This window comes from Pseudomonas sp. JDS08PS003, assembly GCF_045013505.1.
Lineage (GTDB): Bacteria > Pseudomonadota > Gammaproteobacteria > Pseudomonadales > Pseudomonadaceae > Aquipseudomonas > Aquipseudomonas protegens_B.
Genome location: NZ_CP120724.1, coordinates 982,289 through 998,184 on the forward strand (window position 1 = coordinate 982,289; position 15,896 = coordinate 998,184).

The 15,896-nt window shown below is 63.8% G+C and carries 17 protein-coding genes and 2 pseudogenes; 6 read left to right on the forward strand and 13 right to left on the reverse strand.

Annotated elements, in window-relative coordinates:
- Nucleotides 1-1,467: an amidohydrolase family protein gene (locus tag P7C00_RS04405; protein WP_404938196.1), complete on the forward strand. Its 1,467-nt coding sequence runs from the start codon at nucleotides 1-3 to the stop codon at nucleotides 1,465-1,467.
- 116 nt (nucleotides 1,468-1,583) lie between these two features.
- Entirely contained in the window at nucleotides 1,584-1,952 is a 369-nt protein-coding gene (locus P7C00_RS04410) for a glyoxalase superfamily protein (protein ID WP_123727367.1), read from the forward strand.
- A 6-nt stretch (nucleotides 1,953-1,958) separates the two neighbouring features.
- Here P7C00_RS04410 and P7C00_RS04415 read toward each other — a convergent pair whose 3' ends face one another.
- The 3 genes and pseudogenes from P7C00_RS04415 to P7C00_RS04425 all read right to left on the reverse strand — a co-directional run.
- Nucleotides 1,959-2,987 (reverse strand): AraC family transcriptional regulator, encoded by a 1,029-nt coding sequence (locus P7C00_RS04415; protein ID WP_404938197.1) that lies wholly within the window; start codon nucleotides 2,985-2,987, stop codon nucleotides 1,959-1,961.
- A gap of 172 nt (nucleotides 2,988-3,159) precedes the next feature.
- Entirely contained in the window at nucleotides 3,160-4,023 is an 864-nt protein-coding gene (locus tag P7C00_RS04420) for a methyl-accepting chemotaxis protein (protein WP_372342433.1), read from the reverse strand.
- A gap of 42 nt (nucleotides 4,024-4,065) precedes the next feature.
- Nucleotides 4,066-5,079 (reverse strand): annotated as a pseudogene (locus P7C00_RS04425) (methyl-accepting chemotaxis protein); the annotation flags it as partial.
- 359 nt (nucleotides 5,080-5,438) lie between these two features.
- Here P7C00_RS04425 and P7C00_RS04430 point away from each other — a divergent pair.
- Complete coding sequence (locus P7C00_RS04430; protein ID WP_346633701.1) at nucleotides 5,439-6,116, forward strand: histidine phosphatase family protein; 678 nt, start codon at nucleotides 5,439-5,441, stop codon at nucleotides 6,114-6,116.
- Between the two features lie 53 nt (nucleotides 6,117-6,169).
- On the opposite strand, the gene P7C00_RS04435 is transcribed toward P7C00_RS04430, so the two are convergent.
- From P7C00_RS04435 to P7C00_RS04445, 3 genes are all read right to left on the reverse strand, one after another.
- A complete protein-coding gene (locus P7C00_RS04435) occupies nucleotides 6,170-6,754 on the reverse strand; it encodes a DUF2589 domain-containing protein (RefSeq protein ID WP_123727372.1) in 585 nt (194 codons plus the stop codon).
- A gap of 75 nt (nucleotides 6,755-6,829) precedes the next feature.
- Nucleotides 6,830-7,486: a DUF2589 domain-containing protein gene (locus tag P7C00_RS04440; protein WP_346633700.1), complete on the reverse strand. Its 657-nt coding sequence runs from the start codon at nucleotides 7,484-7,486 to the stop codon at nucleotides 6,830-6,832.
- Nucleotides 7,487-7,567: 81 nt separating this feature from the next.
- The gene (locus P7C00_RS04445; RefSeq protein WP_102861053.1) at nucleotides 7,568-7,951 is read right to left on the reverse strand and encodes a transcriptional regulator; all 384 of its coding nucleotides are present in this window, start codon (nucleotides 7,949-7,951) and stop codon (nucleotides 7,568-7,570) included.
- A gap of 168 nt (nucleotides 7,952-8,119) precedes the next feature.
- Between P7C00_RS04445 and P7C00_RS04450 the strand changes: the two genes are divergently transcribed.
- The gene (locus P7C00_RS04450) at nucleotides 8,120-8,677 is read left to right on the forward strand and encodes a pesticin C-terminus-like muramidase (protein ID WP_346633699.1); all 558 of its coding nucleotides are present in this window, start codon (nucleotides 8,120-8,122) and stop codon (nucleotides 8,675-8,677) included.
- Nucleotides 8,678-8,719: 42 nt separating this feature from the next.
- Here P7C00_RS04450 and P7C00_RS04455 read toward each other — a convergent pair whose 3' ends face one another.
- The 4 genes from P7C00_RS04455 to P7C00_RS04470 form a co-directional block, all read right to left on the reverse strand.
- Nucleotides 8,720-9,178 (reverse strand): hypothetical protein, encoded by a 459-nt coding sequence (locus P7C00_RS04455; protein ID WP_346633698.1) that lies wholly within the window; start codon nucleotides 9,176-9,178, stop codon nucleotides 8,720-8,722.
- Nucleotides 9,179-9,262: 84 nt separating this feature from the next.
- Nucleotides 9,263-9,811 carry a hypothetical protein gene (locus P7C00_RS04460; protein ID WP_346633697.1) on the reverse strand — a complete coding sequence of 183 codons (549 nt, stop codon included), beginning with the start codon at nucleotides 9,809-9,811 and terminating at the stop codon, nucleotides 9,263-9,265.
- Between the two features lie 148 nt (nucleotides 9,812-9,959).
- Nucleotides 9,960-11,426 (reverse strand): ArnT family glycosyltransferase, encoded by a 1,467-nt coding sequence (locus tag P7C00_RS04465; RefSeq protein WP_404938198.1) that lies wholly within the window; start codon nucleotides 11,424-11,426, stop codon nucleotides 9,960-9,962.
- A gap of 126 nt (nucleotides 11,427-11,552) precedes the next feature.
- Entirely contained in the window at nucleotides 11,553-11,912 is a 360-nt protein-coding gene (locus P7C00_RS04470) for a winged helix-turn-helix transcriptional regulator (RefSeq protein WP_404938199.1), read from the reverse strand.
- Nucleotides 11,913-12,018: 106 nt separating this feature from the next.
- On the opposite strand from P7C00_RS04470, the pseudogene P7C00_RS04475 reads away from it, so the two are divergent.
- A pseudogene (locus P7C00_RS04475) lies at nucleotides 12,019-13,082 on the forward strand (zinc-binding alcohol dehydrogenase family protein).
- A gap of 161 nt (nucleotides 13,083-13,243) precedes the next feature.
- On the opposite strand, the gene P7C00_RS04480 reads toward P7C00_RS04475, so the two are convergent.
- Nucleotides 13,244-13,732: a hypothetical protein gene (locus P7C00_RS04480; RefSeq protein WP_404938200.1), complete on the reverse strand. Its 489-nt coding sequence runs from the start codon at nucleotides 13,730-13,732 to the stop codon at nucleotides 13,244-13,246.
- A gap of 85 nt (nucleotides 13,733-13,817) precedes the next feature.
- Entirely contained in the window at nucleotides 13,818-14,288 is a 471-nt protein-coding gene (locus P7C00_RS04485) for a hypothetical protein (protein WP_346633691.1), read from the reverse strand.
- Nucleotides 14,289-14,653: 365 nt separating this feature from the next.
- Here P7C00_RS04485 and P7C00_RS04490 point away from each other — a divergent pair, with 365 nt between their 5' ends.
- Entirely contained in the window at nucleotides 14,654-14,971 is a 318-nt protein-coding gene (locus tag P7C00_RS04490) for a hypothetical protein (RefSeq protein ID WP_011059155.1), read from the forward strand.
- 47 nt (nucleotides 14,972-15,018) lie between these two features.
- Here the strand turns inward: P7C00_RS04490 and P7C00_RS04495 are convergent, their stop codons facing one another.
- The gene (locus P7C00_RS04495) at nucleotides 15,019-15,801 is read right to left on the reverse strand and encodes a helix-turn-helix transcriptional regulator (RefSeq protein WP_346633690.1); all 783 of its coding nucleotides are present in this window, start codon (nucleotides 15,799-15,801) and stop codon (nucleotides 15,019-15,021) included.
- Nucleotides 15,802-15,896 lie beyond the last annotated feature (95 nt).

Here is a 15,896-nt window from a genome sequence, read left to right on the forward strand (position 1 = left end):
ATGCGCTATGACACGCTGATTCGCAATGCCCTGATCATCGACGGCAGCGACCGCCCGGGCTATCCCGCCGATTTGGCGATCGGCGACGGTCGCATCCAGCGCATCGGCGAGCTGTCCGCCGCCACGGCCGAGGAAGAGATCGATGCGAGCGGCCGGGTCCTGGCCCCGGGCTTCATCGATGTGCACACCCACGACGACACCGTGGTGATCCGCCAGCCGCAGATGCTGCCCAAGCTCAGCCAGGGCGTGACCACAGTGATCGTCGGCAACTGCGGGATCAGCGCTGCGCCGGTGAGCCTCAAGGGCGATCCGCCGGACCCGATGAACCTGCTGGGTCAGCGCTCGATGTTTGTCTATCCGCACTTTCGCGACTATCGCGCGGCGGTGGATGGGGCGCGCCCGGCGGTGAACGTCGCGGCCCTGGTGGGCCACACGGCGCTGCGCAGCAACCACCTCTCGGACCTGCATCGCACCGCCAGCGCCGCCGAAATCGCGGCCATGCGCGAGCAACTGCGCGAAAGCCTGGAGGACGGTGCCCTCGGCCTGTCCAGCGGGCTGGCCTATGCCAGCGCCTTCTGTGCCGAGACCGATGAAGTGCTGCAACTGGCCCAGGAACTGACGGCGTTCGGGGCGGTGTACACCACTCACCTGCGCAGTGAATTCGAACCGGTGCTGGAGGCCATGGATGAAGCCTTTCTGATCGGCCGCGCGGCCCGGGCGCCGGTGATCGTCTCCCACCTCAAATGCGCCGGCGCCGGCAACTGGGGCCGCAGCCCGCAACTGCTGGCGGCCCTGGAACAGGCGGCCCAGGACCATCCGGTGGGCTGCGATTGCTATCCCTACGCCGCCAGTTCCTCGACCCTGGACCTGAAACAGGTCACCGATGCCTATCGCATCACCATCACCTGGTCCACGCCGCACCCCGAACAGAGCGGTCGTGATCTGAGCGAGATTGCCGACGAGTGGGGCGTCAGCCTGCGGGTCGCCGCCGAGCGCCTGCAACCGGCGGGGGCGGTGTACTACGGCATGGATGAAAACGATGTGCGACGCATACTCGCCCATCCACTGTCGATGATCGGCTCCGATGGCCTGCCGGAAGACCCGTTCCCCCATCCGCGGTTGTGGGGTGCCTTTCCCCGGGTGCTGGGCCACTTCAGTCGCGACCTCGGCCTGTTCCCGCTGCACACCGCGGTGCACAAGATGACCGGGCTTTCGGCTGCACGGTTCGGCCTGCACCAGCGTGGCGAAATTCGCCAGGGGCACTGGGCCGACCTGGTGCTGTTCGACCCGGCGCGGGTGCGCGACGTGGCCGATTTCAAGCACCCGCAACAAGCGGCGGAAGGGATCGACGGGGTTTGGGTCAATGGCGTGCGCAGCTATGCCGAGGGCCAGGCCAACGGTCAGCGCTCGGGACGTTTCTTACCGCGGGAGGGGGATTTGCGCCGGGGCTTCGCATCCGCAGTCTGATTCTTTGATCTTCATCACAGTGATGGCGCTGTGCTATTAAAGAATCCTTGCGCGGCGCCGAAGTGCTGGGAATCGCCGCCTGTATAGTCGGCTTATTTCAGTCAGGGAGTCGTGCAATGAGCTTTGGCAAAACCACCCCCATCCTGCGGATCTTCGATGAAGCCAAGGCCCGGGAGTTTTACCTGGACTTCCTGGGCTTCAACCTCGATTGGCAGCACCGCTTCGAGGACAACTTCCCGCTGTACATGCAGGTGTCCCGGGGCGAGTGCGTGCTGCACCTGTCCGAGCATCACGGCGATTGCACCCCGGGCGCGGCGCTGCGGATCGAGACCGACGAACTGGAAGCCTTCCAGCAGCAATTGCTGGCCAAGGAATACCGGTTTTCCCATCCGCAGATCCAGGCCATGCCCTGGGGCAGCCAGGACATGACCATCAGCGATCCGTTCGGCAATCGGCTGGTGTTCACCAACGCCATCAGCGTCTGACCGGGCTCAGGCCTTGCCGGCGCTCAGCGCGGCCTGACGAAACTGTCCCGGGGTCAACCCGGTGCGGCTCTTGAAACTGCGGTGAAATGAACGCGATTCGGTGAAGCCCAGGCAATCGGCGATCCCTTGGATCGACAGCTCGCTGTGGCGCAGATAGTGCTCGGCCAGCTCCTGGCGCAAGTCATCGAGAATCTGTTGGTAGGACGTGCCGGCCTGTTGCAGCTGGCGCTGCAGCGTGCGCTCGGACATCTGCAGTTGTTCCGCCACCTGCTCCTTGCGCGGCAGGCCATCCTTGAGCAACTGGCGCAATACGTTCTGCACCTGCAACGCCAGGGGCGCATCGGCCAGCGCGGCCATCATCGCCTGGGCGTGATCCTCCAGGGTCTTGAGCAGCCGCGCATCGGCCTGGCGCAGGGGCAACTGCAGGTATTGCAGTGGCGCCACCAGGGCCGAGCAGGCTTGCCCGAACAGCACCGGACAGCCGAACAAGGCCTCGTACTGCGCCACCTCGGCCGACTCCGGCAGCGAGTGCTCGAACCACACTGCACTGGGTGAGAGCTGCGAGTCGGCGATCCAGCGCGCATACAGCAGCCAGGAGGCGAGCACGTTTTCCACCAGGTGCCGGCGAATGTCCGGGCGCCGATGACGACAGCTCCAGATCAGCCGCACCTGATCGCCCGCCACCTCGGCCCGGCTGGTGCCCATGTCCCCCACCAGCTTCTCGAACGGCATGATGCGGCCCATGGCCTCGCCCAGGGTGGCGCAGTTCATGGTGATGTAGCCCAGCACATTCCAGGAGTTGGGTTTGACGAAGCGCGCCGAATTGAGGCCGAACAGCGGATCGCCGGAATGCTGGCAGAAGTAGTCGAGCAAACGCTCATGGACCTCCACCGGCAGGCGCAGACTGGTGTCGTTCAACTGCGCGGCCTCAAGCCCCGCCGCCGCCAGCGCCGGTGCCGTGGCAATACCCAACTGCTCCGCATAGAGCAGATATTTGAGCAAGGGCGGGACCGAAGTAAAACCGAGGCTGGGCATTGGGGTTTCCTGGTGACAGATCCTTCGGACAGCAGGACGCAGACCGGGAAAGGTAAGGGCAAACCCTGATGGGTGTAAATGCTCGGCGCGAGGGATGGGTGCCTTTCGCCGGCAAGCCGGCTCCTACAAGGGTCTGTAGGAGCCGGCTTGCCGGCGAAGGGCGCGCCAGGGATCAGACGCGGAAGTGGCTGACCATCATTTGCAACTGGCCGCCCAGGCGCGCCAGTTCAACACTGGAGGCGGCGGTTTCGTCGCTGGCGGCGGCGGTCTGTTCGGACACGTCGCGCACGTTGATGATGCTGCGGCTGATCTCTTCGGCCACGGCGCTCTGTTGCTCGGCAGCGGCGGCGATCTGCTGGTTCATCGATTGGATGTTGGACACGGTGCGGGTGATGCTTTCCAGCGAGGCGCCGGCCTTGCGGGTCAGCTCGACGCTGCTGTCGGTGAGGCTGCGGCTGTTGTTCATCACCGTGGCCACTTGCTGAGTGCCGTTCTGCAGGCCGGCCACCAGTTCCTCGATCTCTTCGGTGGACTTCTGGGTGCGCTGGGCCAGAGCCCGCACTTCGTCGGCGACCACGGCAAAACCACGACCGGCTTCACCGGCACGGGCGGCTTCAATGGCGGCGTTCAGTGCCAGCAAGTTGGTCTGTTCGGCCACGGCCTTGATCACGTCCATGACGCTGCCGATCTTGTCGCTTTCCTGTTGCAGCACGGTCATGGCGTCGGTGGAGCGCACCACTTCACTGGCCAGGCGCTCGATCTGCTCGATGGCCTGGGCCACCACTTTGTCGCCTTCGCGGGCTTCACCGTCGGCGGCGGCCGCGGCCTGGGAGGCTTCTTCGGCGTTGCGCGCGACTTCCTGCACGGTGGCGGTCATCTCGTGCATGGCGGTGGCCACCTGGTCGGTCTCGACTTTCTGGCTGTTGACCCCGGCGCTGGTTTCTTCGGTCACGGCGGACAGTTCCTCCGCGGCGCTGGCGATCTGGGTCACGCCGTCGCGGATGCCACCGATCAGTTCGCGCAGGGTCACGCCCATGCGCACGATGCCTTGCTGCAGCACGCCCAGTTCGTCGCGGCGGGTCACTCGCAGGTTCTCGGTGAGGTCGCCGGAAGCGATGCGCTCGACCACGGCCAGGGTTTCCTGCAGTGGACGGGTAATCTGCCGGGTGATGATGACGGCAGCCAGTACGCCGACCAGCAGGGCCAGCAGGGTGCTGATCAATTGCAGGCTGCGGGCCTGGGCGCTTTCGATGTCGCGGCGCTCCAGCTGGATCTGGTACAGGGCGTCGCTGCGGCTGACGATGTCGGCGCCCTGGTCGGTCATTTCCTTGCGCGCCTGCACGGCGTCGGTGAAGGCGACCTTGAAGGCCTGCAGCGAGCTGCGGTAGCCGCTCAGGGCCGTTTCCAGCTGTTGCAGGGCATCACGCTGGGTGATGCTGAAATGGCTCTTGAGCTGATCCATTTCGGCAATCGCCGCGTTGAGCTGGGTGACGGCTTTCTGTTCGGTGTCCGGGTTGTTGGTGGTGACGTAGCCGCGCACTTCATAGCGGGCCAGCTGGAAGGCTTCCTTGGCCTGGGTGATGGCCTGGAATTGTTCGAAGCGCTCGTCGCTCAGGGGCAGTTGCTTGACCCAGGTGTTGATGCCGTTGATCAAGTCATTGGCGCGTTCGGCGTTCTGGTTCATCGCCAGGCGCGCAGCGTCGCCAGTGCGGTAGGCGTTGCGCATCTTGTTCAGCGAGTCCTGATAGGCGCTGATGGTCGCGCCCAGGCCTTGCAGGAGCTTGATGTTTTCCGGGCTCTGGAACGAGGTCAGGAGTTTTTTCTGCTGGGCGCTGAAATCGTCCAGGGTGTTCTGCACGCCCTGGGCGGCGGTTTCGTCGCCGTTGGCCAGCATGTACTGCAGGCGGGTGACCCGCAGCTTGGTCAGGCCGCTGTTGAGCTGGGTGATATCGCTCATCCAGTTACTGCGGTCGATCAGGCTGCCCAGGCTGGTCCAGCCGGTCAGTGCCAGGACGCTGGTGAGGGCCAGGACCAGGCCGAAGCCCAGGCCCAGCTTAAGGTTGACGCTGATGTTGGCAAACCAACTGCTCATTGAATTCCTCCAGGAACGTAGCTCTTCTTGATCTTGAGTTGGCTGGAAGATTGTTGTTGTTGGTGACCAGCAAGGTGTTTTGTAGGGGGTGTATCGGCGGGATGTGCCATAGCTGAAACGATTTCGTCGGCATTGTCCCAAGACAATGTTTTAGGCGATGGACGGTTATTTTGCGGGATGAACCGCCAGTCCGTTGAGCTTTTTTTCACATTGATTTCACCGCTCCCCCACGCCGCCCACCCTAGAGTCGGTCCGGTTGCTGCCAGAGTGACCGGCAGCGCTCAATTGTCATCCGGGTTCTGTAGCCTCGCTACGTGCTGCTCAACACCTCGGATCATCCTCAAAGGGGCGGCAGGACTGTGGCTACAAGACTCGTGCTGGCGGTGGCCAAGCGTCCGCCTTTATGGCGTTCCCTGGTTCGTTACAAGAACACACTGGCGCTGCTGCTGGGCGGTTTGCTGCTGCTCCCCTTGAGTCTGTACCTGTTCAAGCCGGCGGCGGTGCCCGACCTGGCCCATGGCAATGTGGCCGGGATCAAGGCCTTGACCAGCAGTTGGGCCAAGGGCGACATGATCGTCCTGGTGCGTCATGTGGAGCGTTGCGATCGTTCCAGTGCCGCCTGCCTCGGCCCGGCGGACGGCATTACCGATCGAGCGCGGGAGGTGGCGGTGAGCATTGGCGCGCGCTTCGAGCAGTTGGGCCTGGAACGCACCGACATCTATAACAGCCCTTCGACCCGTACCGCGCAGACGGCCGGCTATATGTTCAGCAAGGTCAGCAGTGGTGACGGCTGGCTGTACAACTGCAAGAACAGCATGCTGCGCGACGTGCTGGCGCATAAGGTAGCCGGCCGCAATCTGGTGCTGGTGACCCACAGTGAGTGCATGGACGAACTGGAGAAACAACTGCAACTGTCGACCCCGACCCTGGGTTACGGCGCCTCGCTGTTCGTGTCCACCGATACCCTCAACGGGGCGCCGAAAATGCTCGGGATGATCGAGGCCAGTGACTGGCGTTCGGTAAACCTCAAGCCCTGACGGCCCCGGGGAGCCGGCCGTCGCGGTCAGCCGGGCGAGGCCGGCAATCGGGCTCAGGGGGCCATCAGGTCCGGATCGGCGGGCGGGGTTGTCGCGGGGGGCAGCGTGCCGGGCGCAGGACTTTCATTGATCCGCTGCGGACTGATCAGGTTGGTGAACTCTTCGATCAGGCGCTGGATCGCTTCTGGCGGCTCGCAGTCGCGAAACTCCATGCTGATCTGTACTTCGTCCGGGTCGCGCTCCTGGCCTTCGCGCTTGCCGCTGCCGAAGGTGACGAAAAACTTCTCGCTCTGCAGCTCGCCATTCTCCAGGTCGTGGCTGGCTTTCTGCAGTTCGGTGCCCTGCATGCGCACCGACAGGTCGACGGTCATCTTGTGCAGGGCCAGGCCCTTGGGCGAGACCAGGGCAATCAAGGGGACGTTGATGATGTGCTGTTCGTTGAGCGCCACCTCGACCATCTTGGCCTTCATCGGCGTACCCAGGTCGTTGACGTTGTAGTCGAAGAACTGGTCGAACAACTTGATGTATTGCTGGGCGATCAGGTTGTGGGTCGCGGCGGCGGCCTGGTGCATGCCACGGGTGATGTGGCTCAGGTCGCTGGCGGACATGGGCTCCTTGCGACGGGAAAAAAACGCCATGGATCATGCTCCTTGTTCGATGGCTGAAGTGCCCCGCCGTGGCGGCGGGGCGGGTGGCTGGGTCAAGCGTGGCTGTCAGGGATTGGCGCCGCTTTTTTCCGCCGGTGCATCGGGCATTTTCAGCGCGTTGGCGGTGGGCAGCTTGTCGGTGTCGGTGGCGGTGGCACTCGGCAGCATCACCGGTTTGGTGGCGGCGTCGGTGAGGAAGTCGATGACTCGCATCAGGGCTTCCGGTGGGTCCTGGCGGATGATCTTGGTGCTGATGGCGTAGCGTGCCCGGGTGTCGGTCTTGCGGGTCTGCGTGGATTTGTGGCTCGCCGCGCCCTTGACCGAAACACTGAACGGGCCCCAGCCCATCTTCGCCTCGAAACTGCCGGAGGCTTCGGTGGAACTGGTGTCTTCAGCCATCTGGCTGATGGTCAGCTCGAACTCGATGGAGCCTTCCTCAATGGTGATGTTGGGGTGACTGATGGCCGCCAGCAGCGGGATGCGCATCGATTTCTTCACCGTACCCTTGTAGACGCCCTGGTCATCCACCAGGGTTTCGTCGTAGTCGAACTGCACCGATACCGCCTGGCCGTTCTGGATACACACACCCATGAGGAAGTCCGCATAGGCTTTGCTCGCGGCGACCTGCGCCTGGATCATTGCCATCAGCGGACCGGTGATCATCTTGTCCAGGGGCAGGGCGGCAATCACGCCGCCGATCAAGCCCTTGTCGATATCTGGCATGGTCAATCTCCTTATCGTTTATGCGCGAGTTGCGCCCTTGCACCTTAAGCAAGCCAACGCCGCCGATTCAGCGGGAATCGATTACCGGTGAGTGTTGGCTTCCAGGCGGCGGATGTTGCCGATTTGCCGCAGGCTCAGGCCGTACTTGTCCGCCAGGACGCTGCGGGAGATGCCTCCCAGGCTTTCCAGCTGGATGTGCTGGTTGCGGATCTGCCGGCAGAAGTGGTCGGCCTTGGGGATCTCCAGGGCCAATCCGGCGAAGCGTTCGATCAGGGCGTTGAGGGCATCGGGAGGCAGGATCAGCGCCAGCGAAGTGCGTTCGGCGTGCTTGGGGATGTACTTAGGACGGCCGCCGTATTCACGCGTCAGGCGGTAGGCGTTTTCCAGGCCGATGCAGTCGATGAGGGCCTGGAGCGAATGGGGTAGCTGGCGAATATCGATAAGGCTGAGGTCTTTCACGTCCATTTGGTACCTCCTTGGAATTATGGATACAGCTGGTTCGATCCTAAGGAGGTGTGTCGTCCTCTGTTCAGTGGGAAATTTCCCCCCTATTAAAGGGAACTATTACATTCTGACGTTGTATCGGTCGCTGGTGATGCACTGGATTTTCTTCAACTGGAGGAGGAAATCCCCATGTCACGCTATGCGATTGATTTCAGTTTTATCGCCGCTCTGGAGGGAGCTGGCATTACCCGCGGTTATGTGCCCAATCCGGACAAGAGCAAGAGTGGCGTCACGGTGGGCACCGGCTTCGATCTGGGGCAGCGTGGGGTGAAGGATCTGCAGGCGCTCAATCTGCCGGCGGATCTGGTGCGGCGCTTGACGCCCTATCTGGGCCTGACGGGGCCCAAGGCCAAGGCGTTTCTCGATGACCAGCCCTTGACCATCGGCAGCGACGAGGCCGAACTGATCGACGAGGCGTACAAGGCGCCCTTCGTCGATCGTCTGGCGGCGAGCTACACCAAGGCCAGCGGGGTGGATTTCGCCCAACTGCCGGCACCGATGCAGACCGTGATCGCCTCGGTGGCCTTTCAGTACGGCGACCTGGCCAGCCGCACGCCGAACTTCTGGGCCCAGGTGGTGGCCCGCGACTGGTCCAGTGCCCTGGCCAACCTGCGTAACTTTGGCGACAGCTACGGCACCCGCCGGCACAAGGAGGCCGATCTGCTGAGCTCGCAGCTCGGTTCATGATCCGTTGCCGCCCAGGCTACCGGCCTGGGCGGCTTGCCGGTTTCAGAGGCAGGGGATGATTTGCAGCAGGCTTGCGCTGCCCATGTAGCTGCTGTCGTCGGGCCGTGTACCGGTGGGCAGCGAGCGCCAATCCACCAGCAGGCACAGCGCCTTGAGGGACTTGCCCTTGGCCTGGCCGATGGGGTTGGAAAACTCATAGCGGTACTGCGCCTGAGTGGTGTTCTGCGGGGTCACGCTGCTGGCATTGATCAAGGTGCTGCGAGCCATGTCCGGCAGTTTGTCCTGGGTGATGGTGAAGCGCGGTTGTTCTCCCGCCGTATCGAAAACGCCCTGGTCCCGGGCGCGCTTCCACAGCTGTTGCCATTGGCTGCTGCCGGCGGTGGTGCTCAGGGTCGCGGCGTAGGCCTTCAGGGTTTCGGCTGGGGTGCTGGTGGTGTCCAGGGCGTGGGCGGCGCCGGCCAACAGGCTCAGTCCGATGATCAGTGAACGCAGAATCAACATGGGGCAACTCCTTTTCCAGGCCGCAAGGGCCCGACACGAACACAGGGAAGATCCCGGCGACAAGCTATCGCCGGGGGGCAAGGCTCAGCGGGCGTCGAGGTAGTCCCAACGCAGGCCTTCCTTGTTGTTTTTCGCTGTCAGCTCCTTGGCCACGGTGTTCTCGATGGCGTTGACGTTGATGTTTTCCACTTCAAGGATATTTTTGTCCGCCAGTTGTTTGCGGAACTCGGCCTTGTTGGTGAGGAACTGGCAGGCGTGCCCCAGTTCATGCATCAGCACCAGGGCCGGGGACAGGCGCTCGACCCGATCACTGGCGAACAGCGCCAGGAATTTCTGGAAGTTGCTCAGATCCGGCTGTTTGTATTTCTTCTCGATGGCGTACACCTGGGACTTGAGGTTCCACACCACGCGGCCGGCGGAAGTGGTGGAGCTGGTTGCCGGTGGAATCCAGCGGTCGGTCTTGTCCGCCGCCGCCGAGTTGGTGACTTCCACGGTCAGTTCTTCTTTGACGGCGATCAGCTCGTCGAGGAGGAAGTTGGCCAGGTCGGATTGGCGCAGGTAGTGGCAGGCATCGTCGAAACGCTTCTGGGCAACGGCCTGATCCATGGTGGAGGTGGTAACGGTGATGGTCATGACTGACTCCTTTGGGGGGAATGCCCGTCGTTGGGCAGGAGTCATGGTTTCAAGGGCGGCAGGCGGGTATCAGCGGGAAAGGGTTCAAGGGGTATGGGCGGAGGGGATGGGCAAACGGCACCTGATTCAGGTGCCGTTTTTTTGCGCTTCAGCCAGCGGGCGCCAGGTTGACGAAGTAGTAGGCCTGGCGACCGACCATGATGGTCTGCTGGATCTGCAACGGCGGCTTGGGCGCCTCGGCGCCACCGAGTACCGCCATGTGCTGCGGCGACTCGCTGAGAAAGGCCTTTAGCTGCGCCTCGGTCTGCAGGTCCTTGAGCAGGCGTCGGGTGTAGAACACGCTGGCCCCGGCGATGCGTTCGTTGGCCTGATACAGCGCCAGCTGATGACCGCTGGCCTGCAAGGCCATGATCTGCTCGGTCACCGGGACGAACGACAGTTTGCGATCGGCCTTGGGCGCGGCCCACTGCGCGTTGGCCAGATAGCCGCCGATCACCAGGGCCATGAGCGCTATCAGCAAGCCCTTGCGCTGGCGCCCCACGGCACTCCAGAAACCCGTGCCCGGGGCTCGTTGGGCCAGGCGTTGGTAGAGCACCGCGCCATATTCCGCCGCCAGTACCGCCGCGGCCGGAGTCAGGGACATCAGGTACACCGTGCGCTTGCTCGACGCCAGGCACAGCAGGGTGAACTGCGCCAGCAACCAGAGGCTGAAAAACAGCAGGTAGCGGTTCTGCACCAGGGTTTTACGGAAGTGCCACAGCCCCAGGTAGACCAGGATGTTCCACGGCAGGAAGGCCTGGGGCAGCTTGGCCAGGTAGTAATAGAACGGCTCGTAGTGCCCGGCCTCTTCAAAGGAGCCGCCGAAGCGCCCGACGCTGTTGGTCCACAGCACTTCCCCCAGGGCCTGCAGGCCGCCGCGCTGGTAGAGCAGGTACAGCCAGATCAGCAGGGGCACCAGCCCCAGCAGGGTCAGCAACCCGGGGCGCAGCCAGTGGCTGAAGGTGAAGCGCTTGTCGATCAGGCTGTCGGCCAGCAGGTAGGCGAAGATCACCACCCCCGGCATGGCCAGGCCCAGCACGCCCTTGCTCAGGGTGGCGATGGCGATGCCGACGGCGAACGCCAGCCAGGCCAGCAGCGCTGGTTGCTGCGCGGCCTGACGTCGATGGGCCTGGAAAAACGCCAGCAGGGCCAGGGTCACTCCCAGGCTGAGCAGGGCATCTTCACCCACGCCGCGCACGTTGCTCCAGTAACTGGCCATGGTCGCCAGCATCAGCCCGGCCACTGCGGCCAAAGTGGCTGGCCGGCCGAAGCGACGCAGCATGGCGTACAGCAGCATCACGCTGAACAGCCCGGCAAAGGCCGAGGCCAGGCGCACCGCCAAGGGCGTGCCGCCGAAGGCGCGGATGGCGCCGGCGTCGAGCCACAGGCTCAGGGGCGGCTTTTCCAGGAACGGCGTGCCGAACAGGCGCGGCGTCACCCAGTCATCATCCAGGTGCATTTCCATGGCGATCCCGGCGACCCGGGCTTCGGTGGAACCTTGCAGTTGATGGTTGCCCAGGGCGAAGAAGAACAGCAGGCAGGCCAGCAGGAACAACAGCGGAGCGGGTCGTGACATGAATTTTGCGCCGGCAGATCGAGGGGCGCAGCCGGAAGGCCGCGGGCAAGCGCAAAAGTATACGGAGGCAACTCTTAACAAATTGTGAACAAGTAGGGGGAAAAGGTGCGGTTCGGTCTTGACGACTCAGTCGGACCTGCTCGGGTGGTTTTGCTGTTGGCGGCTGATGCGTCCTCGACCCCAGGTCGACAGCGCCTCGATCACCGGTTGCAGGGATTGCCCTTCTGCGGTCAGGCGATACTCCACCCGCGGCGGCACCTCGGCATACACCGTACGCGACACCAGGCCGGCGGCTTCCAGGTCCCGCAGTTGCTTGGTCAAAAGGCGTTGTGAGATCCCCGGCAGACGCCGCTGCAGCTCGTTGAAACGCAGGAACTCGTTGGCCAGCAATTGATGCAGGACCACGCCTTTCCAGCGGCCGTCGATCAGGTCCAGGGTGACCTCCACCGGGCAGCCTGGAATGTCCTGGTAGTGCTTGTTCTTCATTGCCTGACGACCCTTTTGCGTAGCTGGTACGCAAAAGTACCGTACTTGTGCGAGTGGGGCATGAAGGATTTAAGTGTGCGCTTTGCGTCGTCAAGGAAGTGTTGCAATGAAGGCCATCGTCTACCTCAAAGGTTCGCACCTGTCTGATCCTCAAGCCCTCTGCGAGGTGCAACTGGAGCCGCCGCCACTGGAACCGCATGACCTGCTGGTGGCGGTTGAAGCGGTGTCGGTCAACCCCCTGGATACCAAGGTCCGCGCCGGCAAGGTGGCGGTGCCCGAGGGCGTGCGGACCCTGGGCTGGGACGCCAGTGGCGTGGTCCGCGCGGTGGGCAGCGCAGTGACCCTGTTCGCCCCGGGGGATGCGGTGTTCTATGCCGGCACCTTCACCCGTGATGGGGCCAATGCCGAGCTGCACCGGGTGGACGAACGCCTGGTGGGGCACAAGCCGGGCCGCCTGTCCTTCGCCCAGGCGGCGGCCATGCCACTGACCTCGCTGACCGCCTGTCCTTCGCCCAGGCGGCGGCCATGCCACTGACCTCGCTGACCGCCTGGCAATTGCTCTTCGAGCGCCTGGGCCGGGTGCCCGGCGACCTCTCTGAGCAGAGCACGCTGTTGATTGTCGGCGGTGCCGGTGGCGTGGGCTCGGTGCTGATCCAGCTGGCGCGCCAGCTGACCGGGATGACCGTCATCGCCACGGCTTCGCGGCCGGACAGCCGCCAGTGGTGCCTGGACCTGGGGGCTCATCAGGTGCTGGACCATTCCCATTCGCTGGTGGCGCAACTGGCAGCCCTCGACCTGCCGTCGGTGACCCACATTGCCGCCCTGAGCCACACCGAACGGCACTATGCCGAGCTGGCCGAGATCATCGTGCCCCATGGCCACATCGCACTGATCGACGATCATGAGTTCTTCGATGCGGTGCCGCTCAAGGCCAAGAGCGTGTCCCTGCACTGGGAGATGGTATTCACCCGCGCCCTGTTCCAGACCCCGGACATGATCGAGCAGCACCGGATTCTTGAGCGGCTGGCGCAACTGCTGGATCAGGGTGTGATTCGCAGCACCTTGAGCGAGGTGTTGAGCCCCTTCACCGTCGACAACCTGCGCCGGGCCCATGCCCGCGTCGAGCAGGGCGGCTTGCTGGGCAAGGTGGTAGTGGCCCGCGACGCCTAGCCCAGCGCCTCCTTGTAGGCGCTGGCTGGGGTGGCGCTGATCTGGTGTTGGCTTGGTAGGCGCTGGCTTGCCGGCGAAGGCCTCATCACGTCTGGCGCAGGGCCGGAGGGCCTCTTCGCCGGCAAGCCGGCTCCTACGGGAGGGGGGGCAGGGAGGGCTGATCAGCGCAGGTGGCGGCCGCTGCGCCACCAGAAGATACCTCCCAGAAAAGCCCCCGAGCAGCCGAACAATGGCGCCAGCGGCAGGTAGCGCGGCAAACCATCGGGTAGCGGTTCATCCTCGTCTCGGTCGGTGTAGAAGCTGGAGGGGGCCAGGCTTGCCACCACGGGAATGGTCGGCATCGCCGCCAGTGCCCCGCAGAACAGGTAGATCAGCACATTGCGCCAGGCAAAACGCTGGGCCAGCCAGAAGAACAGGGCGCAGGGCAGGGCCGTGATAATGCCGATCAGCACGCCACTGACGACCAGGGTCAGCAGGCCCACGAATAGCGTCTGGAGAATGATGTCTGCGTTCAACGAGCCGGCGCCGGCCAGCATTGCCAGCATGATCAGCAAGGCCAGGACCACGGCCAGGGCCGTGACACCGATGAAGTAGGCGGCGAACCAGTCTTCAGGGTACACGGTGCGAAGGGCTGGAGTTTTTGCAGGCATGGGAGACATCGCTTCTTGAGGTGAGTGACAAGGCTGGGATCGTGGGCGCTTTCTTCGCCGGCAAGCCGGCTCCTACAGGAGGGAGTCAGCGCAGGTGCCGCCCGCTGAGCCACCAGAACATCGCTCCCAGAAAGGCCCCGCAACCAGCGAACAAGTGCGCCAGCGGCAGATAGCGCTCAAGGATGTTGACGCCGTACGGGAGGTTGAAAAAACCGGGAGACAGGCTCACCACCATGGGAATGGTGGGCAGGGCCGCCAGGGCTCCACCCAGCAGGTAGATCCACAGGTGGCGCCAGGTGAAACGCTGGGCCAGCCAGAAGAACAGGATGCAGGGCAGGGCGGCAACGACGCCTATCACGACCACGCTCACCAGCAGCACCACCACGCTGAAAGTCAGCGCGCTGGACAGCTCGCTCCACGGGTCCCGGCTGCTGATCTGCACGATCAGGTTGACCAACAGCGTCAGGACCACGGCCAGCGTCGCGACGCTGATGAAATAGGTAGCGACCCAATCAGAGGGCTGAACGGTACGAAGAGGTTTGGACGGCTGGGGCATGGGGGCAATGGCTTCAGGCAGAGGATGACCGGACCCAGGCTATCGGCAGCAAGGCGTTTTGATTGTGGAGTTTGCGTGGTTTTTTCGCGGTGAATGCGCGTGACGGATGACGCCGGGGGAGCAAATCCCTTATACAGGCAGCGGCCCGTCGACAGTTCACGGGCCCGGTTTGCATCACCCACCCAGAAGGAGATGGACATGTTCAAGTTCCTGACTATGACCGAGTTGCCCCGTACCCCTGCGCATCGTGATTCAGGCTCCGTCAGCGGAGCGATCAATGCCTGGGAGCTGAAAAATCGGGCTCTCAATACGAAGGGGTTTGTCACATGTCCAAAGAATTACTCGGAGTTTCTGCTGTAGGGCTGATGGTGCTGGGCGAGTTCTGCGCCATCTACAGTGAAGTGGTGGTGGCGCGGCTGGCCCATTCCGGCAACACCTCGGGTGCCGAACTGGCGTTGCCGGTGCTGATCATGTGCCTGGGCGGTATCTGCCTGCTGGCGGCCTACTGGCTCGGCTATGTGGCGGTGGGTGATATCTGGATCATCACCGTGGTCTCGGTGACATCGCTGCTGCTCCTGGAGCCGCTGGTGATCTGGGCGCTGTTCCAGCAGGCGCCCGGGCGCGGTGCTTTGATCGGCTTTTGCCTGGGGGCGCTGGGGATGTTGTCTGCTGTGTTTCTGTAGCGGCGCGCAGACCCGGCCTGGCAGGCAAGCTGCCGGGCCCGGGTCTTTCACACCCGGCCCTGGGCAAAGTAGCGACTGGGCGGCTCGCCCAATACCTTGCGAAACACACCGCTGAACGCGCTTGGGCTGCTGTAGCCCAGGTCGGTGGCAACCCGGGTGACGGGTTGTCCCTGGCCCAGGCGTACCACCGCTGCCAACAGGCAGGCCTGCTGACGCCATTCGACGAAACTGATGCCGCTGTGTTGCCGGAATAGGCGGGTGAAGGTGCGGCGGCTCATCCCGGCGCGCTCGGCCATGGCATCGATCCCCAGCTCCAGTGACGGTTGCTCCAGCATTTCCCGGCAGACCCTGGCCAGGCGCGGCTCGGACGGCAATGGGGCGTTGAGGCACAGTGCCGGCATGGCGGCGATTTCATGCAGCAGCAGGTTCATGAGCTGGCCCTGCGCGCTGTCCTCGGCGTAGAGGGCGGGGATGTCTACGGCTCGTAGCAGCAACTGGCGCAGCAGTTCCGACACCTCCAGCACCTGGCAATGTCCGGGCAAGCCCAGGTTCTTCATGGCCTGAGGGCGCACATAGGTGTTGAGCATGGTCACCGGCCCGCTCATGTGCATGGCATGGGGCACCCCGGCCGGCACCCAAATGGCCCGCTGTGGCGGCACCACCCAGTTGCCCTGCTCGGTGTAGACGCTGATTACCCCGGTGGCGGCGTAGGCGAACTGCCCGCGTCGATGCTGGTGTTCGGCGAAGTGCTGGCCGTCCGCATAGTCGATGGCCGTGACCAGCGCATCTCGGGGGATGTTTTCGTAGGGGTCGATATCGATAGGGTGCATGGCCCGAATTTACTGATAGTTGACCTGATACTGCAAGCGGGCCATGTCGTGCTCCGGCGATAGTTCGGCCCCGGCCGGGGATTTGCTCGCGGCCG

Coding starts and splice junctions, on each gene's coding strand:
- P7C00_RS04470 (WP_404938199.1), bottom strand. CDS start 11,912: ATGAAGAACAAGCACTACCAGGACATTCCAGGCTGCCCGGTGGAGGTC.
- P7C00_RS04460 (WP_346633697.1), bottom strand. CDS start 9,811: ATGACCATCACCGTTACCACCTCCACCATGGATCAGGCCGTTGCCCAG.
- P7C00_RS04420 (WP_372342433.1), bottom strand. CDS start 4,023: ATGGGCGTGACCCTGCGCGAACTGATCGGTGGCATCCGCGACGGCGTG.
- P7C00_RS04435 (WP_123727372.1), bottom strand. CDS start 6,754: ATGGCGTTTTTTTCCCGTCGCAAGGAGCCCATGTCCGCCAGCGACCTG.
- P7C00_RS04410 (WP_123727367.1), top strand. CDS start 1,584: ATGAGCTTTGGCAAAACCACCCCCATCCTGCGGATCTTCGATGAAGCC.
- P7C00_RS04415 (WP_404938197.1), bottom strand. CDS start 2,987: ATGCCCAGCCTCGGTTTTACTTCGGTCCCGCCCTTGCTCAAATATCTG.
- P7C00_RS04450 (WP_346633699.1), top strand. CDS start 8,120: ATGTCACGCTATGCGATTGATTTCAGTTTTATCGCCGCTCTGGAGGGA.
- P7C00_RS04405 (WP_404938196.1), top strand. CDS start 1: ATGCGCTATGACACGCTGATTCGCAATGCCCTGATCATCGACGGCAGC.
- P7C00_RS04490 (WP_011059155.1), top strand. CDS start 14,654: ATGGTGCTGGGCGAGTTCTGCGCCATCTACAGTGAAGTGGTGGTGGCG.
- P7C00_RS04455 (WP_346633698.1), bottom strand. CDS start 9,178: ATGTTGATTCTGCGTTCACTGATCATCGGACTGAGCCTGTTGGCCGGC.
- P7C00_RS04495 (WP_346633690.1), bottom strand. CDS start 15,801: ATGCACCCTATCGATATCGACCCCTACGAAAACATCCCCCGAGATGCG.
- P7C00_RS04485 (WP_346633691.1), bottom strand. CDS start 14,288: ATGCCCCAGCCGTCCAAACCTCTTCGTACCGTTCAGCCCTCTGATTGG.
- P7C00_RS04445 (WP_102861053.1), bottom strand. CDS start 7,951: ATGGACGTGAAAGACCTCAGCCTTATCGATATTCGCCAGCTACCCCAT.
- P7C00_RS04465 (WP_404938198.1), bottom strand. CDS start 11,426: ATGTCACGACCCGCTCCGCTGTTGTTCCTGCTGGCCTGCCTGCTGTTC.
- P7C00_RS04440 (WP_346633700.1), bottom strand. CDS start 7,486: ATGCCAGATATCGACAAGGGCTTGATCGGCGGCGTGATTGCCGCCCTG.
- P7C00_RS04480 (WP_404938200.1), bottom strand. CDS start 13,732: ATGCCTGCAAAAACTCCAGCCCTTCGCACCGTGTACCCTGAAGACTGG.